The organism is Postechiella marina (assembly GCF_039538365.1).
Taxonomy (GTDB): Bacteria; Bacteroidota; Bacteroidia; order Flavobacteriales; family Flavobacteriaceae; genus Postechiella; species Postechiella marina.
Genome location: NZ_BAABCA010000003.1, coordinates 427,161 through 452,920, shown reverse-complemented (window position 1 = coordinate 452,920; position 25,760 = coordinate 427,161). Strand labels below are relative to the sequence as shown.

Annotated in this window: 12 protein-coding genes; 8 read left to right on the top strand and 4 right to left on the bottom strand. The window is 32.9% G+C overall.

The window, feature by feature from the left end:
- The 4 genes from ABD715_RS08420 to ABD715_RS08405 form a co-directional block, all read right to left on the bottom strand.
- Positions 1-2,748: a TonB-dependent receptor gene (locus ABD715_RS08420; protein ID WP_344787718.1), complete on the bottom strand. Its 2,748-nt coding sequence runs from the start codon at positions 2,746-2,748 to the stop codon at positions 1-3.
- A 213-nt stretch (positions 2,749-2,961) separates the two neighbouring features.
- Complete coding sequence (glmS, locus tag ABD715_RS08415; RefSeq protein ID WP_344787717.1) at positions 2,962-4,809, bottom strand: glutamine--fructose-6-phosphate transaminase (isomerizing); 1,848 nt, start codon at positions 4,807-4,809, stop codon at positions 2,962-2,964.
- A 169-nt stretch (positions 4,810-4,978) separates the two neighbouring features.
- The gene (gene bamH, locus ABD715_RS08410; protein ID WP_344787716.1) at positions 4,979-6,739 is read right to left on the bottom strand and encodes a BamH family beta-barrel-assembly machinery protein; all 1,761 of its coding nucleotides are present in this window, start codon (positions 6,737-6,739) and stop codon (positions 4,979-4,981) included.
- 23 nt (positions 6,740-6,762) lie between these two features.
- Positions 6,763-7,572, bottom strand: a complete 810-nt coding sequence (locus tag ABD715_RS08405; protein ID WP_344787715.1) for a glycogen/starch synthase — start codon at positions 7,570-7,572, stop codon at positions 6,763-6,765.
- A gap of 185 nt (positions 7,573-7,757) precedes the next feature.
- On the opposite strand from ABD715_RS08405, the gene panC reads away from it, so the two are divergent.
- The 8 genes from panC (at position 7,758) to ileS (ending at position 25,756) form a co-directional block, all read left to right on the top strand.
- Positions 7,758-8,612: a pantoate--beta-alanine ligase gene (gene panC, locus ABD715_RS08400; protein ID WP_344787714.1), complete on the top strand. Its 855-nt coding sequence runs from the start codon at positions 7,758-7,760 to the stop codon at positions 8,610-8,612.
- Positions 8,613-8,625: 13 nt separating this feature from the next.
- Positions 8,626-8,976: an aspartate 1-decarboxylase gene (panD, locus tag ABD715_RS08395; RefSeq protein WP_344787713.1), complete on the top strand. Its 351-nt coding sequence runs from the start codon at positions 8,626-8,628 to the stop codon at positions 8,974-8,976.
- 6 nt (positions 8,977-8,982) lie between these two features.
- Positions 8,983-9,939 (top strand): lysylphosphatidylglycerol synthase transmembrane domain-containing protein, encoded by a 957-nt coding sequence (locus ABD715_RS08390; RefSeq protein WP_344787712.1) that lies wholly within the window; start codon positions 8,983-8,985, stop codon positions 9,937-9,939.
- Between the two features lie 95 nt (positions 9,940-10,034).
- Positions 10,035-11,183 (top strand): alpha/beta hydrolase, encoded by a 1,149-nt coding sequence (locus ABD715_RS08385; RefSeq protein WP_344787711.1) that lies wholly within the window; start codon positions 10,035-10,037, stop codon positions 11,181-11,183.
- 44 nt (positions 11,184-11,227) lie between these two features.
- Positions 11,228-12,586 carry a DNA repair protein RadA gene (gene radA / locus ABD715_RS08380; RefSeq protein ID WP_344787710.1) on the top strand — a complete coding sequence of 453 codons (1,359 nt, stop codon included), beginning with the start codon at positions 11,228-11,230 and terminating at the stop codon, positions 12,584-12,586.
- A gap of 357 nt (positions 12,587-12,943) precedes the next feature.
- Complete coding sequence (locus ABD715_RS08375; RefSeq protein WP_344787709.1) at positions 12,944-17,524, top strand: LamG domain-containing protein; 4,581 nt, start codon at positions 12,944-12,946, stop codon at positions 17,522-17,524.
- Between the two features lie 384 nt (positions 17,525-17,908).
- Positions 17,909-22,249, top strand: a complete 4,341-nt coding sequence (locus ABD715_RS08370) for a LamG-like jellyroll fold domain-containing protein (protein WP_344787708.1) — start codon at positions 17,909-17,911, stop codon at positions 22,247-22,249.
- A 99-nt stretch (positions 22,250-22,348) separates the two neighbouring features.
- Positions 22,349-25,756, top strand: a complete 3,408-nt coding sequence (ileS, locus tag ABD715_RS08365; RefSeq protein ID WP_344787707.1) for an isoleucine--tRNA ligase — start codon at positions 22,349-22,351, stop codon at positions 25,754-25,756.
- Positions 25,757-25,760: the final 4 nt, after the last annotated feature.

Here is a 25,760-nt window from a genome sequence, read left to right as displayed (position 1 = left end):
TTATAAGTTATTAATTGTCCAAGAAACATAATACATAGATCCAATATGACCTGTACCAAATGCAGTAAAGTATTCTTTGCCTAAAAGGTTAGTTGCTCCTGCTTTAAAAATAGATTTCATGCTAGGTACTTTTAAGTTTATTTGAGCATCTACGGTATGGAATTCTGGAACTATTCCGTTTCCAAAAGTTGCTTCCCAGAAATAGTCATCACTAAATCTATAGGCAATATTAAAACCAAAGTTTTCAAATAAATCTGTGTTTCCAAAAGAAGCCTTAAATTTATGTTCTGGCGTATTAAAGTTTGTCGTGAAGTCTGGATATTTTTCTCTGTTAAAATCTAGTTTAGCGTATGTATAACTTCCGCTTAAATCAAAATCTTTAAATATTTTAGTTGATACTCCTATCGAAGCTCCATAAGAGTTAACATCGGCAGGAGAGTTAGTGTATGTACTGTAAGCTTGAAAATCATCGTTAGCAAGAGCTTGTACAGAAAGTGAGCCATCTCCCACAGTACCATAGTATGGCGAAACAACTACTTCTTGAGAAATAAAATCTTTATAGCTATTATAATAAGCGCTAAAGTCGACAATAATATTACTAAACTTACCTCTGTATCCAACTTCTGCAGAGCTTACCTGCTCTGGTTTTACGATATCTGGATTTGCAATTTCTAAAACTGCTGGGTTTCCTGTTTCGGCTAATGCAGCAGCAGAGCTAGCAGTATATGAGTTTTCGTAAGCTACTCGACCAGTTTGTGTATAAATACCATCTGTATGTGTGTAGCGGTCTAAATTATCTGGCGCAGAACCTACTAAAATGGCTCTACCTGCATTTAAGCCAATAAATAAATCTTGGGTTGTTGGATTTCTAAACCCTGTTTGTACAGATGCTCTAATATTATGGTCTTTATTAAGTGTTAAAGCAGCAGAAATTCTTGGAGATAAAAAACCGTCGAAAAATTCTGATTTGTCATAACGTGCAGAGCCTGTTAGTTTTAATTCCATTTCTTCATTTAATTCAATAGATTTTTGAATTTGTGTGTAAATTCCAAATTCTGAATATGTAATGGGTCCGTTTAGATCTGTGTATATCGTTCCAGATGAGTTTAAGTTGTATTTTCTGTATGATCCTCCAACTTGGATGTCTGCAAAATCTATTAAATGGCTAAAGTTATAATTAGCATCAGCGTGGTAATATTTTGAGTTATCTTGAAATTTTGAACCTGTAGACAGATCTGGATCATTAATACTTCTGTTAAAAGCATTTTTAAAATCGTCTGATCCTGGTAAATATCTATTGTTATCTGCAGTTGCTCTGGCAGCAGCGTGGGCTTGAGTTTCGTTTGCACCACCTAATGTTGCTGTTATAAAAGCTCCTGTATATTCTCCAAACCAAGTTTCGTCATCTTTCCAAGCTCTATTAATATTAATACCTGTAAAAACCATGTCGTATGAGTCTCCAGCTTTATCAGATACAACGTATCCTCTTAAAAAGAAATTATCGTTTCTAATTTCTATTTTATGTTGCTCTTGGAAAAAGTTATCGATATTGTATCGGTTTGTACCTTGGTAAATTGTAGATCCTGTTCCCACTTTACCTACATAAGATATTTCGAAATCGTTCTCCCATGGGCGAAAATATAAGCCCCAATCAGATTTTATACTTTGCGCATTATAATCTGTTAGCGTTCTCTCATTATATCCTGTTCTACTTACTACAACATGTGGTACTAAGTCTGCTAATGCTGGGTTGGGAAGTTTTGATAAAAAGTCATCACTCTCAACCACCTTTTTTAAGTTTGTAGATACTTCGTCTCCATAAACGTTAATACCATCGTAGTTTATATCTGCTCTAGTGCCTCCAGGAGTTGTTTTATCTACTTCGCTAATCGCAGCCCAATCTGTTCCTTTTAAATATCCAAAGTTTATTTTCGCTGCAAATTTATCGCTAAACTTATAGGCAGCACGAATGCTTACATCTGTATATTCGTTATCTCCAGAAGCTTTCTGCGATGTTATACCTTTTTTTATTGAAGTGCTTATGCCTTGATGATCGAATGGGTTTTTACTTCTCATAAATAAAATACCATTAAAAGCATTGGCACCATATAAGGCAGAAGAGGCGCCAGGTAAAAGTTCTACACTTAAAACATCTGTTTCGGTCATACCAACTAAATTTCCAATAGGGAAGTTTAAAGCAGGAGTTGAGTTATCCATACCATCTACTAATTGCATAAAACGATTATTAGCAAATGTTGCAAAACCTCTAGTGTTTACAGATTTAAATGTTAAACTATTGGTGTTAACATCTACACCTTTTAAGTTCTCTAAACCATCATAAAAATCGGCAGAGGCTGTATTTTTAATTTCTTTTAGCCCAAGTCGTTCTACTGTTACAGGAGATTCAAATATACGTTCAGGTGTTCTTGATGCAGAAATAACTACAGCATCTAATGATGTGCCTTCGTTTAGTACAATATCAATTTTTTGGTTTTTTGATAGTACTTCTACAGTTACTGTTTCAAAACCAACACTACTTGCTTGTATAGAAAAAGGAGGGTTCTGGCCATAGGTAAGAGTGAAATTACCGTCAAAGTCGGTAACTGTTCCTGTAGAGGTGTTTACAACTATAATGTTAGCACCAGGTATTGGTTGGCTACTATCGTCAACGACTGTACCAGTAATAGTTGTTTGAGCGTAGGAAACCCCGCAAAAAAGCAACAGTAAAAAGGGGAGAATTGTCTTCATTATGTTTAAGATTAATTTAGTGGTTAGAGAAGTATTTATTTAAATAAAAATAATACAGGATATAAATGTATAAAAAAAAATTATGCATGCATAGCATTTTCTTTAAAAAAAGCATCTAATTTTTGTTTTCTTGGTAAAAAGAATGCTTTAAAATAAGAAATCCTCATTATTTCGATTAAAATAATGAGGATTAAATATAATAAAAAATATTTGTTATTCTACTGTAACAGATTTTGCTAGGTTACGTGGTTGGTCAACATTTTTATTTAGCATAACAGCAATATGGTATGATAAAAGTTGTAGTGGTATTGTTGTTAATAAAGGTGTTAAAGGCTCTAATGTTTCTGGAACTTCAATAACGTGATCTGCAAGTTCTTTTACTTGAACATCTCCTTCTGTAACTATACCTATAATTTTACCTTTTCTAGATTTAATTTCTTGAATGTTGCTAACTACTTTTTCGTAATGTCCTTTTTTAGTTGCTATAACAACAATAGGCATGTTTTCGTCAATTAAGGCAATAGGGCCATGTTTCATTTCGGCAGCAGGGTAGCCTTCTGCGTGTATGTATGAAATTTCTTTTAATTTTAAAGCACCTTCTAACGCAACAGGGAAATTATAACCTCTTCCTAAATATAAGAAGTTAGGAGAATCTTTGTATACTTGAGAAATAGACTTAATTAATGCGTCAGATTTTAAGGCTTCTTCTACTTTGCCCGGAATCATTTCTAATTCTAATAAATGATGGCGGTAATCTGAGCTAGAAATAGTTCCTTTTGCTCTAGCTAAACGTAATGCTATAAGCGATAAAACTGTTATTTGAGTTGTAAAAGCTTTTGTTGAAGCTACTCCTATTTCTGGTCCAGCGTGTGTGTATGCACCTGCGTCAGATTCTCTAGCGATAGAAGATCCAACTACATTACAAACACCAAATACAAAAGCGCCTTTAGACTTAGCTAGTTTTATAGCAGCCAAAGTATCGGCTGTTTCTCCAGATTGAGAGATTGCAATTAATATGTCGTTTTCTGTAATAACAGGGTTGCGGTATCTAAACTCTGAAGCATATTCTACTTCTACTGGTATTCTTGCTAAATCTTCAAAAATATATTCTGCAACCAATCCTGCGTGCCATGATGTACCACAAGCGACAATAATGATTCTGTTGGCATTAAGGAATTTTTTCATGTTATCCTCTATACCAGCCATTTTAATAATAGCTTCATCTCGCAATAATCTTCCTCTGTAAGTGTCGTTTATTGCTTTTGGTTGCTCATATATTTCTTTAAGCATAAAATGATCGTAACCTCCTTTTTCAATCTGCTCTAAATTAATTTGAAGCTCTTGTATGTAAGGCGCAACTAAAGTATCATCTTTAATTTTACGTATTTTAATGTCTTTGTTTTCTCTAATAATAGCCATTTCTTCATCTTCTAAATAAATGGCATTTTTAGTATATTCTATAAAAGGAGATGCATCACTAGCAATAAAGAATTCGTCTTCACCAACACCAATAGCAAGCGGGCTACCTAAACGAGCTATTACTATTTCGCCAGGTCTATTTTTGTCGAATACAGCTATAGCGTAAGCGCCTATAACTTGGTTTAAGGCAATTTGCACAGCTTTACCAAGTTTTACTTTTTCTTTTTTCTTAACGTCTTCAATAAGGTTTATTAATACCTCTGTATCTGTGTCAGATTTAAAAGTGTAACCCCTAGAAGTTAATTCTTTACGAAGCGATTCGTAATTTTCAATAATTCCGTTGTGAATAATTACTAAGTCACCAGAATTTGAAGAGTGTGGGTGCGAGTTTACATCGTTTGGTACACCATGAGTTGCCCATCTTGTATGGCCAATGCCCATGTTTCCATGTTTGGTAATTTCTTTTTCGACTTGCGTTTCTAAATCGACAACCTTTCCTTTTGTTTTAGAGACCTTAAGGTCTGTTCCATCAAACAAGGCTATACCTGCACTATCGTATCCACGATATTCTAAGCGTTTTAATCCTTCAATAACAATTGGGTAAGCGTCTCTAGGTCCTAAATATCCTACTATTCCACACATATGCGTATAATTTATTTGGGTTTTGTTAATAGCTGAGCAAATATGAAAAATAAAAGTGTATTAATTATAAATTATTATACGAATTAGGTGTTTTAGACGACAAAATTCACAAAATTTATAATTAGTACACTTTTAGTTACTTGTATAACTTACTTATTACAAGTTGTTTTTATTCTTTTTGTTCTGTTGAATAGATTTCTAGCTTCATTTTTCTATTATCTATTACATTATCATTATTGCCATGTAAAACGGTTCCGCGCGGACTTAAAACAGATGCTGCAGGGACTCCGGTTACAATATCATTACTTTCTAATATGTTCGAATTACTTGTTGTATTTACATTATTAGATAATACTAAACCTAGTTTTGTATTTGTAGAGTCTCTAACAAGTATACTATTAAGGTGTTCTGTAATTCTTATTTTATATTTATAATGTTCGCCATCTGTATCTTCGTATTTGGTGCGAACACCTAAACTAACAAATTTAGAAAATTCTGGGTTAGCTGTATTGTCTGTCGCATCGAATAAATAATCAAGTGTAGGTTGGTTATTTGTTATATCGTAAGCATAAATTCTATCAAATTCATGGGTTTCATCATCAACAGAAACGTTTTCTTCATCTTCATAAATAACCAATTGAGCTTCGTTTATTAAACGTTTTAAAACAAAATTTCCATTCTTGGTAATGTATTCAACACCGTTTATTTCTTCAATTGACTCTCCGCTTTTAAGTATGTAATTGTCTTCGTTTAATTGACGGTATGTTTTTTTGAAACATTCTAAAGCAGTGTCTTGAGTATTACTCTCTTCACAATTAACTAGACCGTTAAATAGATCTACAACAGCCATCGAGCCTTCTGTGCCTTTTAGGTATAATTTTTCGTCTCCTATAGTTCTATCTCCGTTTTGTAGATTTTGAGAGTAAGTGTTTATAAAAGGATTGACTTTATTTCCTGTAAAACTTAATACATAAGTAGCTTGAGTTGTTTCTCCGCTAACAGTAGAGTCTTTAGAATAATAAATGGTTATTTTAGAATCTGTAGAGCTAGTGTTAAGCATTATCATTTGCCCGTCAGCATTTATAGCCTCTGTTTTAAAATACAGGCCTCTAAAATAATTTATAAAGTTATTAGAGTTACTTAATTCGGGTTGGTCTTGTTTTGCTATAATGGTAGACATCCAATAAGCCTTTTTATCATCGTCTTCGGCTAAATTAATTCTAAGTGCAGGTACAGAAGCTGTTTTTGCTTCGGTATCTCCAGAACCAGTAACCAATACAATAGCTTTTTCGCTAGGTTTGTAGCCAGAAGCGTTTGACTCATAAATAACCTCTCCTTTGTGATCGTCAAAATTAATTATAGAGTTTTCTGTTATAGCATAGTTGTTTGCCTTATCTGCGTTTGATGCATTAGAGTAATAATTCTGTGCGGTATTTGTTTCAGAATTAGGATTAAAATCTCTTAAAAAATAGTTGTTTCTGTAAATTGTTAGCTTTATAGGCGCACTTTCGTTTCCAAAAATAGAATCGCTTATAGTGTAAATTGGTATGCTTTCGTCGTTAACCTCGCCAGTAGCTCTACTGTAATAAGGAATATTTAAAATTACAGAATCTATAACAGTGCCAGTTCCAAAATCTGGATTAGTTGTTGTTGGAGTTATTTGGGTAATAAGGCTAGCTGTAGTTTCTCCGTAAATAGGATCGTTATAAAAGCCAAGCAAACTAGAACCTAAATTGTTAATTTGTAGCGAGTCTAATTTTTTGTTGTAAGCTAATATTTTAAATTCGGTTTTGCTCGCATTAAAATTAGTGTTTTCTTCTCCTAGAACCTCACTATCAATAGAGTTATATTCTTTGTCGCAAGCTACAATAGCAAATGCAATTAAAAGAAATAAACTAACGTATTTAAGGGCTTTAAATAATCTTCTCATAACTTTAAAAAGGTAGGTAAGTACTAGCTTAAAACTTCTGTGTTAATAAAGTCTGTATATGCTTCTCCAAACTCTTCTTTGCTTTTGTGCTCTAAAACAGGTTTTTCTGATTCTTTAATATAGGTGTCTAGGTTTTCTGGAATTTCTTCAGAACCAACTATTAAAGCATCAGAGTAGTCCACAGCAATTTTCATTAAATTGGTGTAAGACGGTTCTTCTAAGCTTTTAATAGCGCCTTCGTCTATGTTATCAAATTTAATTTTGTTAAACATGTCTTTGTTTAACGTATTGCTAAAGCTTTGATTGTATACAGAGGTAATTATTTTACTCTCGTTAAATAAAGGTTCGTCTTTATAATATTCTTTTAAATAAAGAGGTAATAAAGCAGCAAGCCAACCATGCACATGTATTACGTCTGGAGCCCAATTAAGTTTTTTAACAGTTTCTATAACGCCTTTAGCAAAAAAGATAGCGCGTTCATCATTGTCAGAAAATAATTCTCCATTTTCATCTGTTAATGTTGCTTTTCTTTTAAAATACTCTTCGTTATCAATAAAATAAACTTGAATACGTTCTTTAGGTATAGATGCAACTTTAATAATAAGAGGCATGTCTAAATCGTTAATAACTAAGTTAATTCCTGAGAGTCTAATAACTTCGTGTAATTGATGCCTTCTTTCGTTGATATTTCCATATCTAGGCATAAAAATTCTAATTTGACCGCCTTGTTGATTTACCATTCTTGGTGCCTCAAAAGACATTGAAGAAATTTCGGTTTCTGGTAGATAAGGTACTACCTCAGATGATACATATAATATCCTCTTATCTTTCATATATTCTATTTTATTGTCTTTTAATTGTCATATTTAGAACATTCTATAGCAAAAAATGTACCATTGTCATAGCTGGAAAATATGTCTTGATTTTGAAAATTCAAGATAAAAAACACGCAAAAGTACAAAAATTTATGCAAATTCGTTGTAAAATATTAAGTTTGCACGCGTTAAAATTTTATTAAATGTTAAAAGTTTTTACAGATAAAGAGGCTGTTATTGCAGGTATTAATGCCTATAAGGCAAAAGAATTATCCATTGGTTTTGTGCCAACTATGGGTGCTTTACATCAAGGGCATTTAGCTTTGGTTCAAGAAGCTTTAAATAATAACGATAAAGTTGTGGTTAGTATTTTTGTTAATCCTACGCAGTTTGATAATAGCGAAGACTTAGAAAAATATCCTAGAACTTTAGATAACGATGTTGTATTATTAGAAACGTTAAGTGCAAACAATATTGTTGTTTATGCGCCTACAGTTGATGATATTTACGAAGGGAATACGGTGTCTCAATCTTTTGATTTTGATGGCTTAGAGTTTGAAATGGAAGGGCGATTTAGAAAAGGTCATTTTGACGGTGTTGGTACAATAGTTAAACGTTTTTTCGAAATTATAGAGCCAGATAATGCTTATTTTGGAGAGAAAGATTTTCAGCAATTGGCAATTATTAAAAAACTTGTAGAAAAGTACAATATGCCTCTTAAAATAATAGGTTGTCCTATACACAGAGAGATTAGTGGATTGGCTATGAGTTCTCGAAATACTAGGTTAAAACCAGAGTATAATACCGCAGCTCCATTTATTTATAAAACGCTTAAAACTGCCAAAAAGCATTTTGGCACAAAAAGTGCTAATAAAGTAACAGAATGGGTTGAGAAACAGTTTGCTAAACATAATCTTTTAGAATTAGAATATTTTATAATAGCAGATGTCGAGACTTTAAAAACAGTAAAAAGAAAATCTAACAAAAAAGCATATAGAGCGTTTATAGCTGTATATGCAGATGATATTAGACTTATTGATAATATCGCATTAAATTAATTACCTTTGCCACATGCAAATTCAAGTAGTAAAATCTAAAATTCACAGGGTAAAAGTTACCGGAGCAGACTTAAATTATATAGGTAGTATTACTATCGATGAAGATTTAATGGATGCTGCAAATATTATTCAAGGTGAAAAAGTACAAATAGTTAATAATAATAACGGAGCAAGGTTAGAAACTTATGCTATTCCTGGACCCCGAAATAGTGGCGAGATTACCTTAAATGGTGCAGCTGCTAGGTTAGTTTCTCCTGGAGATGTGCTTATTTTGATAACTTATGGCACTATGGATATAGAAGAAGCTAAAGTTTTTAAACCATCGTTGGTTTTTCCAGACGAAGCAACAAACTTGTTAAAATAACAGGCATTGAATAAAAAAACAGCTAACGTTTTAAAAATTACACTCCCACTAGTTTTGGGAGTTTTTTTAGTGCTTTACTCACTGTCTAAAGTGTCTGTTTCAGAGCTGTTAATTTATGCTAAAAAAGCCAATTATACATGGATTGCTTTAGGCATGTTTTTAGGTTTGTTAAGTCATTTATCGCGGGCATATCGTTGGTTGTTTCAGTTAGAGCCAATGGGCTATAAGGTTAAATTTGCCAATAGTGTCATGGCAGTTTTTGCAACATATCTAATTAACTACACTATTCCTCGAGCAGGAGAGGTGGCACGAGCAACTATTTTAACAAACTACGAAGGTGTGCCTTTTGAAAAAGGTTTTGGAACCATTGTAGCAGAGCGTATTGCAGATTTAATAGTAATGCTTGGTATTATTGTTGTTACTTTATGTCTTCAATTCGATTTTATATATGGTTTTTTAATCGAAAAATTTAATCTAAGTAAAATTGTTATAGGTGCATTTATTCTTTCGGTTTTGGCTGTTGTTTTTTTCTGTTTTATAAAAAAAAGCAAATCTAAAATAGCATTAAAGCTTAAAAACTTAGTTGCGGGTTTAATAGAGGGAGCCACAAGTGTTTTTAAAATGAAAAAAAAATGGGCATACATTTTCCATACATTGTTTATATGGACTATGTATTTACTTATGTTTTACATAACATCGTTTGCTATTACAGAGTTAGAAGGCGTATCTATTGGTGCCATTTTAATAGGTTTTATATCGGCTAGTTTTAGTATTGCTGCTACAAACGGTGGTATTGGCTCGTATCCGTTAGCTATATATGCAGCATTTTCTATTTTTGGAATTGCAGAAGAGCCTAGTATAGCTTTTGGATGGATTATGTGGGCTGCGCAAACTTTAATGATTATTATTTTTGGCGGACTTTCGTTAATTTATTTGCCTATTTATAATCGGAAGAAAGCCTGATTTTAAATATAATTTTTTTGAACACCTATTCCTTTTTGATAAGTTTTGGCTTATTTCTTACCTTGCCATTATAAACCCCTAATTAAGCATTTAAAATGAAGCATTTATTTTCAGTATTAGTATTTCTATTATCTATACATTTTGTAGAAGCACAAGTTAAATACGAAACTATAGAGTCTTCAAAACTAGGAGAATCACGTCAGCTTAAAATTCAATTACCAAGAGGATACGAGAAAAATACAAATAAAACATATCCTTTATTTGTTGTTTTAGATGGCGATTATATGTTTGAAGCTGTGGCGGGAAATACAGATTATTATTCGTATTGGGAAGACATGCCAGAAGCCATTGTTGTAGGTGTTAATCAGTTTGATAAAAGATACGACGATTGTTTATATTCTGAACAAAACTCTTTGCCTGTAGAAACTGGTGCTAGTTTTTTTGAATTTATAGGTTTCGAATTAATCCCTCATATAGAAAAAAAATATAGAGTTGGTAATTTTAAAATTGCTGTGGGACATGGAGAAACCGCTAATTTTATAAATTACTACTTGTTAAAATCGCAACCATTATTTAATGCTTATATTGTTATTAGTCCAGAATTAGCTCCAAATATGTTAGATTATATACCAGAACAATTAGGTAAACTACAGTCTAAAATATTTTATTATTTAGCACATACTGATAACGATGCAAAGTCTATAAAAGAAATGACTACAGTATTAAATACAGATATTTCTGCTGTAGATAACGATAATTTACATTATAGTTTTAATAATTTCGAAGGTCCAACACATTACTCTGTACCAGCTCATGCCTTACCAAATGCTATAGAAAATATTTTTAGTATTTACCAACCTATTTCTAAAAAAGAATATAAAGAAACAATTTTAGAATTAGAGATTTCTCCGGTCTTGTATCTTGAAGAAAAGTATCAAACTATTGCAGATTTATTTGGAATAGATAAGCAAGTTTTAATTAACGATTTTAAAGCTATTTCTGCTGCGATAGAAAAAAATGAAACTTACGAGTATTTTGAAGCATTAGGTAAAATGGCTAGAAAGCAATATCCAGAAACACTTTTAGGTAGTTATTATTTAGCTCGTTTTTACGAAGAAACTGGCGAGCCTAAAAAGGCAATGAGAACATATCAATCTGCGTATTCTTTAAGCGAAATAGCAGGAATTACTAAAGACTTAATGCTAGAAAAGGCAGATTCTATTAAGCAGGACTTTGGTTACTAAATTAATTACAGAATTAACACAATATCTAATTTTTATCCTTTTAAATGGCTAAAGTAAAAACTACTTTTTTTTGCCAAAGTTGTGGCAATCAATATGCAAAATGGCAAGGGCAATGTACAGCTTGTAAAGAGTGGAATACCATTGTAGAAGAGGTTATTCAAAAGCCAGAAAAAAGCGATTGGAAAACACCAACATCAGTAAAAAAGAGAGCCTCTACGCCATTAAGAATTAAAGATATAGATGTCTCTAAAGAACCAAGATTAGATACTTTTGATGCCGAATTTAATCGTGTTTTAGGTGGAGGTATTGTTCCGGGGTCGTTAACATTATTAGGTGGCGAGCCAGGTATTGGTAAAAGTACTTTGTTGCTTCAGGTGTCCTTAAAATTACCATATAAAACGCTATATGTCTCTGGCGAAGAAAGTCAGAAGCAAATAAAAATGCGTGCAGAGCGTATTAATCCTAACAATAATAATTGTTATATACTAACCGAAACCAAAACTCAAAATATATTTAAACAAATTGAAGCTTTAGAGCCAGATATTGTTATTATAGATTCTATTCAAACCTTACACAGCGATTACATAGAGTCTTCTTCTGGTAGTATTTCTCAAATTAAAGAATGTACAACAGAGCTTATAAAGTTTGCTAAAGAAACCGCAACTCCAGTTTTATTAATTGGGCACATAACTAAAGATGGCAATATAGCTGGACCAAAAATTTTAGAACATATGGTCGATACTGTTTTGCAATTTGAAGGCGATCGTAATCATGTATTTAGAATATTGCGAGCTAATAAAAATCGTTTTGGGTCTACCAACGAATTGGGGATTTACGAAATGCAAGGTTCTGGTTTAAGAGAGGTTTCTAACCCATCCGAAATATTAATTTCTAAAAAAGACGATGAGCTATCAGGTAATGCTATTGCTGCAACACTTGAAGGTATGCGTCCTTTAATGATAGAGGTTCAGGCCTTGGTAAGTACAGCTGTTTATGGTACACCGCAACGTAGTGCTACAGGTTTTAATGCTAAAAGATTAAATATGTTATTGGCAGTTTTAGAAAAACGAGCAGGATTCCGTTTAGGAGCAAAAGATGTGTTTTTAAATATTACTGGCGGTATTACCGTAGACGATCCTGCGATAGATTTGGCTGTTGTTGCTTCTATTTTATCATCAAACGAAGATATGTCTTTACAAAAAGATTTTTGTTTTGCAGCAGAGGTCGGGCTTTCTGGCGAAATTAGACCTGTACAACGTGTAGAGCAGCGTATTTTAGAAGCCGAAAAATTAGGATTCTCTACTATCTTTGTTTCCAAATACAATAAGATTTCTCTTAAAAATACGGTTATCAAAATTCAGTTAATTTCTAAAATAGAAGATTTGGTTGGGTTTATTGTATAAGCTATAAATGGCTTTTTGTTTTTCTGTAATCTTAAAATTTTACGCTTAAAACATTCAATTTTAAATGTTTTCTGCTTTAAAGAATTTAATAAAAACAAAGTAAAAAATGTTTTTTATCGATTAAAAATACTTTTAATCGTGTTTTTTGTTGTTTTTTTCAGTTATTTAAAGTAATCTTGTAAAAGTTTAAAAAAAATATTTTAAATCTCTCTTTTTAAAATAGAAAATATTCTTCTCTCACAGTTTAGTTTCGCTATAAGTCGTTTTTAAATTTAACAAAAGGTTAAACGCTTATTATAGAAATGTATTTATAATAAGCATGTTAGTTTACATTAGTTGACCCCAAACAATTAAGTTATGACAGCAAATTATATTAAGATTAGAAATTGGTGCTTGCCTGTATTAATTTTTCAATTATTTATAGTTAATAATGTGTATGCACAATATTGTAAACCTGCCAATATAGGTACGTTTAATAATAATACTATTTCTAATGTATCTATAGGGAGCATTAATAACTCTACCAAAGAAAACACGGGTAGTTACACTTATTTTTCGTCTTTACCTACAGCAGATATTTTGGTGGGAGAAACATTAACCGGAACGGTAACAGTTAAACTTAACGGTTGGAATAAAAGAGTAAATACTTTAGTGGTATGGATGAACTTTAATAATTCTGATGATGACTTTGAAGATAGTGGAGAGCGTTTTACATATACCATTCAAGATAGAACAAATAAACAAGACGATAAAACTATAGAAATTCCTATTTCCATTCCAATTCCTAATACAGCTAAACTGGGTGCATCAGTAATGCGTGTTGGTTTTAGAACAAGCAAGAGTACTAATTTTACCTCTTGCGATTATAAATATCAGGCAGGCGAGGTAGAAGATTATAATATCAATTTTATATCAAAAAACACCAATCCGCAAGATGCTTATAACCCAGAGTATTGTAAACCTAAAAATGTTGGTGGTTGGAATATTTATAGAATTTCTAAGGTTGCTATAGGAGATTTAGAACATGAAACAACAGAACAGACAGGAAACTATAATTATTTTTCATCGTTACCAGCTATAGATGTAAAAGTTGGTAAAACACTAAACGGAGTTGTTACTGTGTCGTTAGATGGTTGGAATACTAGTACTAATATTTTGGCTGTTTGGTTAAATTTTAACGAAGATATTGACGACGATTTTGAAGATTCTGGAGAACGTTTTTTATTCAAAGTAAGAAATACAACAAGGCAACGAAATGCAAAAACGATTGATGTGCCTATTAGTATTCCTATTCCAAGTACGGTTAAAGCCAATAATTCTGTAATTAGAATTGCTGTTGTAGAGGGCTCCAATACTAAGTTTACATCTTGCGATTTAAATTATAAATCTGGTGAAGTAGAAGATTATAAAATTAAATATATAACAGACGAAGATCCTGATACCGGAGGTGGAGATGGAGGAGGAACTGCAGAACCAGATAGGGACACAGACGGAGATGGAATTTTAGATTCTGTAGATATTGATGATGATAATGATGGTATTGTAGATGATAATGAGTGTACAAACTTACTGTCTGATAGTGGTTTTAACAACAAAACAGGACTTAAATTTGGTAATAATATTAATGTAGATATTTCGCCTTGGATTTTAGGAGGAGGCGATAAATCTAATATCATTAGGGTTGATGGTGCTGGAGGTTATAATTATTTAAATGGAGGCCCATTTGAAGATGCCAATCCATCTACTGGAGATGGAGAAGATCAGTATTACTTAGATATTGCCAGCGGATCCAACGATTTTTATCAAACATTTACAGTAAATTATAAATCTAAGTTAGTTTACGGAGGGTATTTTTCTCCTAGAGATGGAAGAACGGGTTCTGGTAGATTAAGAATTTTTACAGGAAATAAAGGTGATGCAGGAGCATTGATAGCCGATTCTGGTAAAATTTCTTTTAAATCTGTAGGAGGTATTTCTACAACAACACCATGGACTTTTGTAAAAGAGCAGGTTGAAGTAGAAGCAGGTACCTACTCGTTTGTAGTAAGTATGGATAATGATGCTAATTTTGATGAAGGTTTTGCAAGTGCTTGTTACGATACCGATGGCGATGGTATTCTAGATTATTTAGATTTAGATAGCGATGCCGATGGTTGCCCAGATGCTCTAGAGGGCGATGGTGGTTTTACTATAGACGATACTGTTGCAGATTTAAGTATGGATGGTGGTAGTACTCATGTTTACGATAATTTTAATAAAGGAGCAGATGCTAATAAAAATGGTTTGCTAGATTATTTAGAACCTAACGGGCAACAAAAGGGAAGTAGCTCTAATGCTTCTGTAAATAACTGTCCTTTAGTTGTAGATTTTGATGGAGTAAACGATGTGGTTAAAGCTCCAAGCGCATTTAATATAAATAACTGGCCAGAATTAACATTGCAGTTTTGGGTAAAACCCAATACGGTTAAACAAGAAAATGCTGGTATTATAGGTCAAAAAGGAGTTTTAGAAATTACTCAAAATGGTACTTTAAAATGCGAATTATTTAAGCAAGGTAGTAATGGAGCTTTTACTAATAGTTTGTGGCTTAACAGTTCAAAAACATGGCAACATGTAACCTTGGTTTATAACAAAGGTTTAATACAGTTATTTCTTAATGGAGAAAAAAAATATGAAGAGAAAGGGAGCGCATCTACGTTATCTCGTAGTAATAACTCTTTTAATATAGGTGGTTTAATAAAGTCTGGAGATATTTCTAATTATTTTAAAGGATGGATAGACGAGGTTAGAGTATTTAATGTTGCACTTACAGAAACGCAATTACAACAAATAATTTATCAGGAAATTAAAGAAGATAAAGGATATGTACAAGGTCAAGTGGTGGCAAAACATGTAGAAGATGTTGCTACAGGTAATAAAGTAAACTGGAATAACTTGAAGCTTTATTATAAAATGGGAGACGATTTTATAGATAGAAAAACCATAGATTATTCTCAAAATAAAATGCATGCTACATTGCATAATATTTATACAAAACAAGAAGAAACAGCACCGTTGCCATTTGTAACGGTAGAAGATGCAGATTGGAGTATGCAAAATACTTGGTTACATGGCGATGTATGGGATGTTAAAGATATTGCAAGTAGTAAAGAATGGAGTATTGTTAATATAGCCAGCGATGTAGAGATTTCTCAATCTCTTAAAACATTAGGGTTAATTATAGAAGAGGGAAATACGCTAAAGGTTACTGGCGATAATTCTATAGAAAACACTTGGTATTTAGAGTTAAATGGAACTCTAGATTTACAAGGCGATTCTCAATTAATACAAACTCAAAATAGCGATTTAGTAACTTCGGCCTCTGGTAAAATTTTAAGAAGACAAGAAGGAACAGGTAATGCGTATTGGTACAACTACTGGTCTTCTCCAGTAGGGGAACCTGGTGTTTCTAAATTAATAGATAACAATTCGGCTTTAAATAATTCTAATAATTCGGGCTTTAAATTAAGTGCGTTAAAAGATGGCTCTGGTTTAAATTGGCAGTTTACACCAGGTTATACAGGTCGTGGCAGTATTAGTACCTATTGGTTGTATACTTTTACAAACGGTTTAACGTATTGGGATTGGGTACAACTGTCTACAGGTACAGCAATTAAACCAGGTGTAGGTTATACTCAAAAAGGAACAGGTGTGCCAACAGCACAGCAGTACATTTTTGAAGGGAAGCCTAATAATGGTACTATTTTATTAGATGCAAAAGATAAAGGAGGGGCGGGCTCTGTGCCATCTGTTTCAGAAACTACTTTTTTAATGGGTAATCCTTATCCATCGGCTATAGATATCCATAAGTTTATAGACGATAATAAAGGAGTAATAGATGGTGTGTTGCAACTTTGGCAACAATGGAGCGGATCGTCTCATAATTTAAACGATTATAATGGTGGTTATGCGCAAGTAAATAAATTAGGGGCAACTCGTGCCTATCAATTTGTAGGACTTAAAGGTGGTACAAACGGAGAGCAAGGTGGTACAAGAGTACCTACTCGATACCTTCCAGTTGGCCAAGGATTTATAACAGAAATTGTTAAGAGCGGGTCTGTACAATTTAATAATAATCAGCGTGTTTTTATAAAAGAATCAGATGTCGACGGAACTTACAATGCAGGATCTGTATTTTTAAAGCAGGGTAATTCTAAAAACACAGGTAAAAGTACTTCTGGTAAGTTGGAAAACGATGATGTCGAAAATTTCAAAAAAATGCGTTTAGAATTACAATCTATATCAGGACCTTCAACACATAGGGAGCTGCTTTTAGGTTTTAGCGAGCAAACAACAGATGCTTACGATTATGGTTATGATGCCGAAAATGTCGATATAAATAATAATGATATTCATTTAGATTTAGAAGGCACAGATATGAATATGCAAGCTTATAGCGAAGTTGATCTAGAAAAAGTGGTGCCATTAAATTTTAAATCATCAGGTAGTAATTCATTTGAAATTAAATTATCAGAGATAGAAAACTTTGATGACGAAGAAGAAATATATTTAAAAGATAACTTCACTGGCACTTATTTCGATTTAACAGAAAATAAGGCTTATAGCTTTACCTCAGATCAAGGTAAGTTTAATAAAAGATTCGAAATTGTATTTCAATCAGAGCAGCAATCTTTAAGTGTTCAAGAAATAGCACACAATCAAAATTTTGTGTATTTCTTAAATAGAGATCGAAAATTATATGCCAAAAAGTTAAAAGCCTCAATTAAAAGATTGGCATTAGTTAATATGCTTGGTCAACCTGTTTTAGAGTTAGAAAACGTATCCCAAAACGCTTTAGAGAATGGTATAGATATTCCAGTTTTAGCAACAGGAAGTTATGTTGCTTATTTTAGATCTGATGATAATCAAGTATTTTCTAAAAAATTGATTATAAATTAATACATATATTTTAAATATTAGCCTTGTTTTGCTGTTGTAAGCACTAAGGCTAGTATTTGTATATTCTTCACTTTTTTAGTAAGCCTTAGCGTTTAAAGGTTAAATTATTGCTTTAAAATGTATGTTTTATCGAGTTTTATTGCTTTTAATCGATAATTTGCTTACTATTGCTTCATATTTAAGGACGGGTATTTTTCCGTCGTTAATTTGTATTGAAACTATAAACTTGTTTCAAGTTTAGGTTTTATATGTTATTTATTGATAACTAAATGCTTATATATGTGTGACTTATTTAAATATAATAGGTCTAAGGTATATATTCTGTTAGTGAGATTTAAAAATTTTTAACTAGTTAATTTCGATTTTCCCCAGAATCTATTAATTATGAAAACAAACCTATTATTATGTTTATTGGCAGTTAGTTTACTAACGTCATCATTAAAAGCTCAAACTAATGCCCCTAGTATTCAAACAGGAGTTAGTTTTCAATGGGCAGATGTGCAAGTTACACCCAAACAGCCTGCAACTATTAAAAGTATAACAGTAAATGGTATAGTATACTTAGATTATGGAATACCTACAGGTTACGAAATGACCCAACTAGGTACTACCGGTAACGGGGCAAACCATATTAAATTAAACGGAACAAATGCAGAAACAACAAGTGCTAGTGCTACATGGAATGCATCTGCATTAGTAGCTTTTCAAGATTTAAATTTAAACCATTATTTTGAAGCTGTTGGTAATGGTAAAAACATTTGTGATAATTATGCTTCCGAAGAAAATACTACAGCGCAAAGGCAGACTTTAACTTATGGTACAGGTATTATAGCCAGTTCTAGTGGTGTTATTGCTATTACAGAGCGTAGTGCTAATAACTGTTATCATATCGAATTTTTTGGTATTCCCGTTGGTGGTGGTGCAGAGCAGTCGTTAGGAGAAACTTTTGTAAATAAAACATCTACAAAGTGGGGGTTTGGAGGCACTGGTACAAGTGGTAATATAGGTACACCAGGAGCAGTAAATCCTCCTCCAGCAGGTTCAGATTATTGGTTAAGCGATCGTGTTGTAGAAAATAGAGGAACCATTGGTATAGCGATATTTTATTTAGATGATATAGCGCCTACAGGATCAATTATAACGCGTGCACAATTAACAGCTTCAACAACAGATCATGGAGATGGAAAACTTTTTATCTTAACTTTAATAGATCAAGATAAAGATGGTTTAAGTGATGTAGATGATTTAGATGATGATAATGACGGTATTAAAGATACAGACGAATCTAATGGCGTAGACCCATCTGCAGATCATGATACAGATGGTATACCAAATTATCAAGATTCAGATTTTTGTGTTTTAAGTTCATCAGGTGTTTGTGTAAATCTTGATGCCGATTCTGATGGGATTCCAAACCACTTAGACCGAGATAGTGATAATGATGGTATTACAGATGTAATAGAGTCTGGTGGTACAGATGCTAATAACGATGGTGAAGCCGATGGAAATATAGGAACAACGGTAACAACAATAGGGATTCCTGCTTCTGCGAATACAGGAGCAACTCCTGCTAATACAGATGGCAATGGTGATTTCGATTTTTTAGACATAGATTCAGATAACGATGGAATTCCAGATAATGTAGAGGCTCAAACAACTTTAGGTTACATTGCACCTAGCACAACAATAAATTCTAATACAGGAATCCCAGATAATTATGGGTCTGGATTACTAGTGGTAGATACAGATCTTGACGGTATTTACGATTACCTTGACTTAGACAGTGATAATGATGGTACACCAGATATAGAAGAAAATGGTATGGCAAATACCGCAACAAATCTAGACGTAGATAACGATGGTTTAGATAATGCTTTTGAAACAAACGGTGTTTTTGATACCCTTTGGGATGTAAATGAAGATATTGAGGACCCTTCAGATTTATCTACTCTACCAGATACCGATGGCGATTTAAGTTTAGGAGGAGATTTAGATTATAGAGACTTAATAGATGTTTATATTACAGAAGCTTTATTAGATTTTGATGGTGTTGATGACTACCTTGATGCAGCACCATTTATTGAAGATTGGAACGAAGGAACAGTTATGGGTTGGGTAAAAATTGAAAGTAATAACACTGGTAATTTGGCAAATATATACAGCATTGCAGGTCAGGAATCAATGCGTCTTTATATTACTAAAGGAAGAACGCCTGTATTTATAGTTATCACTCAAAAGCAAGTAACTTCTAGTAGTAATTATCCAAGTAATAATATTCAGGTACAGCCAGTGCCAACCGATAATATAAAAATGGAGAACGATGTTTGGTATCATGTTGCTGGTGTTTTTGATTCATCTTCCGAAACTTTAAAACTTTATCTTAATGGTAAACTACTAAACACAGTAAGTGATTCTAATTTAAGCTCAGAATTAATTACTAAAAATTATAATGGATCGCAGCATATTTATTCTAAAAGAGAATTTACAATAGGTAGGTATCCTACAAATACAAGTGTTGCTGGTTTTGGTCATTTTAATGGAGATATAGATGAGGTTAGAGTTTTTAACAAGGCGCTAACAACAAATCAATTACAGCAAATAGTTTATCAAGAAATTAAGGAGGAAAATGGTAATGTAAAAGGGGCGGTTATTCCTAAGGATGTGGTTGATTTTAGCGACTCTGTTTCAAAAGGTGAATCTATATTTTGGTCTAATCTTCAGGCTTATTACCCAATGACAAAGATTTTATCTACAACCACTAAAGATTATTCAATTTATAATAGAGATGTTACGCTTCATAATATAAACACAGTTCAAGAACAAACAGCACCAATGCCTTACGAGACATTAAATAATGGCGCATGGACTACAGAAAATACGTGGTTACATGGCGATGTTTGGGACATTGAAGATGTTGCTAATAATAAAGATTGGAGTATTGTTGATATTAAACATAATGTTAATGCAAGTCACGCTGTAAAAAATCTAGGGCTATTTGTAGCTAATGGCAATACATTAACTATTAATGGCGACAATCAAGTGCAAAATAGTTGGTATTTAGGGTTAAATGGAGTGTTAGACTTACAAGACGATTCGCAATTAATTCAAACTATAAACAGCGATTTAGTAACATCGTCAACAGGTCGAGTTTTAAGAAGACAAGAAGGAACAGGTAATGCGTATTGGTACAACTACTGGTCTTCTCCAGTAGGAGCTGTTGGAGCAACTAATTTATCTAACAATAATGCAGCTGTAAACAATACAAATAACACCGATTTTAAATTAGATTTAATAAAAGACAATTCTGGCTTAAACTGTTTGTTTACCAATGGTTATACAGGAAATGGTACTATAAGCACATATTGGTTGTATACTTTTATAAATGGATTAACGTATTGGGATTGGGCACAACTAGGAACAAGTACACCAATTAAACCAGGAATAGGTTATACCCAAAAAGGAACAGGTATATCTACAGACCAGCAATATATTTTTGAAGGTAAGCCAAATAACGGAACCATTTTATTGGATGTTGTAGATAAAGGCGGAGCAGGCTCAGAGCCAACAGTTACAGAGACTACCTATTTAATGGGTAACCCTTATCCATCTGCTTTAGATGTAGGTAAATTTATAGACGATAATGAAGGTGTTATAGATGGTGTTTTACAATTATGGCAACAATGGAGCGGAACATCTCACAATCTAAACGAGTATAATGGAGGTTATGCACAATTAAATAAATTGGGTGCTATACGTGCTTATCAATTTGTAGGTATAACTGGTGCAAATAACGGGAATCAAAACGGTACAAAAGTGCCAACCAAATACTTGCCTGTGGGGCAGGCTTTTATAACAGAGATTGTTGCAGATGGAAAAGTAGAGTTTAATAACAGTCAGCGTGTTTTTATAAAAGAGGCAGATGCCAACGGATCTTTTAATTCTGGATCTATATTCTTAAAAAATAGAAACGATAAAAAAGCAAGTAAAGAAGCTGTTGCAAAAGCAGAAACAGAAGACAGTAATAATAATGCAGTATTTAAAAAGATGCGATTAGAAATGCAATCTGTTTCTGGCCCAGAAACCCATAGAGAATTACTTTTAGGTTTTAGTGACATCACTTCTGATGCTTACGATTATGGTTATGATGCCGAAAACGTAGATATTAATAATAACGATATTCACTTAAACTTAGATGGAAAGGATATGAATATTCAAGCATATGGTGCAGTAGAGTTAGATAAAGTGGTGCCTTTAAATTTTAAATCTTCTGGCGATAATTCATTTGAAATTAAATTATCTGAAATAGAGAATTTTGATGACGAAGAAGAAATATATTTAAAAGATAATTTAACAGGTACTTATTTCGATTTAACTAAAAATACAGCGTATCGTTTTTCTTCGTTTCAAGGAAAATTTAATAATAGATTTGAAATTGTATTTCAATCAGAGCAGGAGTCTTTAGGTGTTAAAGAGTTGTCTCAAGATCAAAATTTTGTTTATTACCTAAGTGGAGACAGAAAATTATATGCTAAAAAATTAAGCTCATCCATAAAAAGATTAGCTTTAGTTAATATGCTTGGTCAATCTGTTTTAGAGTTAGAAAACGTATCTCAAAGCACTTTAGAAAATGGTTTAGATATTCCAGTTTTAGCAACCGGAAGTTATGTTGCTTACTTTAGGTCTGATGACAATCAAGTGTTTTCTAAAAAACTGATAATTAACTAATTTGCTATTATTACAATATTCTAAAAGCCAAAATTAATATTTTGGCTTTTTTTAGGTCAAAATTCCTTAAATTCGCAACCTTATAAGAAATACGAGTAAATGAGCGCGAAATTTCCTGAATATAAAGGACTTGACTTACCAAATGTAGCAAGCGAGATACTACAATATTGGCAAGAAAATAACATTTTTGAAAAAAGTGTATCTACTAGAGAAGGCAATAAACCTTATGTGTTTTACGAAGGGCCACCATCGGCAAACGGTCTTCCTGGTGTGCACCACGTTTTAGCACGAGCTATTAAAGATATTTTTCCGCGTTATAAAACCATGAAAGGTTACCAAGTTAAGCGTAAAGCAGGTTGGGACACTCACGGTTTACCTATTGAGTTAGGCGTAGAAAAAGAACTAGGAATAACAAAAGAAGATATAGGTAAAACCATTTCTGTAGAAGATTATAATGCGGCTTGTCGTAAGGCAGTAATGCGTTATACAGATGTGTGGAACGATTTAACAGAAAAAATGGGGTATTGGGTAGACATGGACGATCCGTATGTTACCTACAAACCTAAATATATGGAGTCTGTTTGGTGGCTTTTAAAAGAGATTTACTCTAAAAAGTTAATGTACAAAGGCTATACAATTCAGCCTTACTCGCCAAAAGCAGGAACAGGATTAAGCTCGCACGAGGTTAACCAACCAGGCGCATATCAAGATGTAACAGACACAACTATTGTTGCTCAATTTAAAGCTATAAAAAATACATTGCCAGATTTTTTACAAAACGAAGGCGATATTCATTTTACAGCCTGGACAACAACACCCTGGACATTGCCAAGTAATACAGCATTAACCGTTGGGCCAAAAATTGATTATGTTTTAGTAAAAACGTATAACCAATATACGTTTAAACCTATTAATGTAATACTAGCTAAACCATTGGTTTCAAAACAATTTGGGGGTAAGTTATTTAACCAAGTTGAAGAAGCATCAATACTTTTAGAGTATAAAGAAGGCGATAAAAAAGTGCCTTTTTATATTGTAAAAGAATTTAAAGGAAAAGATCTTGTTGGTATAAAATACGAGCAACTTTTACCATATGCTTTACCAAACGATAATCCTCAAAATGCATTTAGAGTAATTGCAGGAGATTTTGTAACTACAGAAGATGGTACAGGTATCGTGCATACAGCACCAACTTTTGGAGCAGATGATGCTTTAGTTGCTAAGCAAGCAACACCAGAAGTGCCTCCACTTTTAGTAAAAGACGAAAACGATAATTTAGTGCCGCTTGTAGATTTACAAGGTCGTTTTAGACCAGAAATGAAGGAGTTTGCTGGTAAGTATGTAAAAAACGAATATTACGACGAAGGAGAAGCTCCAGAACGCTCTATAGACGTAGAGATTGCCATTAAATTAAAAGAAGAAAATAAAGCCTTTAAGGTTGAAAAATATAAGCACAGTTACCCACATTGTTGGAGAACCGATAAACCTATTCTTTATTACCCTTTAGATTCTTGGTTTATAAAAATTACAGATGTAAAAGGGCGCATGCACGAGTTAAATACAGGTATTAACTGGAAACCAAAATCTACTGGAGATGGACGTTTTGGTAATTGGTTAGCAAATGCCAACGATTGGAACTTATCGCGTTCACGTTATTGGGGAATTCCGTTGCCAATTTGGAGAACAGAAGATGGCAAAGAAGAACTTTGTATTGGTTCTGTTGAAGAGTTAAAAACAGAAATGAAAAAGGCAGTTAATGCTGGTGTTTTAGCTAAAGATATTTTTGCAGATTTTGAAATAGGAAACAACTCCGAAGAAAACTATGCAAAGATAGATTTACATAAAAATATAGTTGACGATATTGTATTAGTATCTGATTCCGGACAAAAAATGTACCGCGAAAGCGATTTAATAGATGTTTGGTTCGATTCTGGTTCTATGCCTTATGCACAATGGCATTACCCTTTTGAAAATACAGATTTAATTGATAAAGGAACAACATTTCCTGCCGATTTTATTGCAGAAGGTGTCGATCAAACTCGTGGGTGGTTTTATACACTTCACGCTATTGGTACAATGGTTTTCGATTCTGTTGCTTATAAAAACGTGGTATCAAACGGGTTGGTGTTAGATAAAAACGGACAAAAAATGTCTAAACGTCTAGGCAATGCAGCCGATCCATTCGAAACTTTAGGTAACTATGGTGCCGATGCAACACGTTGGTATATGATTGCTAACGCAAACCCATGGGACAACTTAAAATTTGATTTAGATGGTATAGAAGAAGTAAAACGTAAGTTTTTCGGTACGCTTTATAACACGTATTCATTCTTTACATTATACACTAATTTAGATAAATTTAGTTATGCCGAAGCCGATATTCCTTTAGCAGAACGACCAGAAATAGACCGTTGGATTTTATCAGAATTACATACTTTAATTAAAAAAGTAGATGCGTATTACGCAGACTACGAGCCAACAAAAGCAGCTAGAGCCATTTCTAATTTTACACAAGATTATGTAAGTAACTGGTTTGTACGTTTAAGCAGAAGGCGTTTCTGGAAAGGCGATTACCAAACCGATAAAATATCGGCATATCAAACGCTTTACACTTGTATGGTAACCATTGCTAAGTTAGGCGCACCAATTGCACCTTTCTTTATGGATAAGTTGTATTTAGATTTAAATTCAGTATCTAAAAAAGAAGCTTTCGAAAGTGTACATTTATCTAATTTTCCTGAGTATAACGAAGCTTTTGTAGATAAAAGTTTAGAGCGTAAAATGGAAGCTGCACAAACTATATCGTCTTTAGTATTGTCTTTAAGAGCTAAAGAAAAAATAAAAGTGCGCCAACCGCTTCAAAAAATTATGATTCCTATTGATAGTGCACAACAAAAAGAAGAGATTTTAGCGGTATCAAATTTAATAAAACACGAGGTTAATGTTAAGGAAGTTGAGCTGTTAGAAGACGCTTCAGATATACTTGTAAAGCAAATAAAACCTAATTTTAAAGCTTTAGGACCACGTTTTGGTAAAGATATGAAGCTGATAGCCAATCAAATAAGGCAGTTTGGTTCAGAAGATATTAAAAAAATCGAGCAAAACAGAAGTATTGATGTCGAAGTTAATGGAAAAAATATTACTTTAGGGCTTGAAGATGTGGAAATTACATCACAAGATATTGAAGGGTGGTTAGTAGCAAACGAAGGTGCGTTAACAGTAGCTTTAGATGTTACAATTACTGAAGATCTTCGTAAAGAAGGTGTTGCTAGAGAACTTGTAAATCGTATTCAAAATTTAAGAAAAGATTCAGGTTTCGAGGTTACAGATAGAATTGATGTTGTAATTCAAAAAGATGAAAATATTGTTAATGCTGTGGCAGATAATTTAGATTATATTAAAGCAGAAACGTTAACAGAAGAACTTGAAATAACAGACCAATTAAATAGTGGTATAGATATTGCTTTTGATGATGTAAATACCAAATTGGCTATTAAAAAACATTAAAATT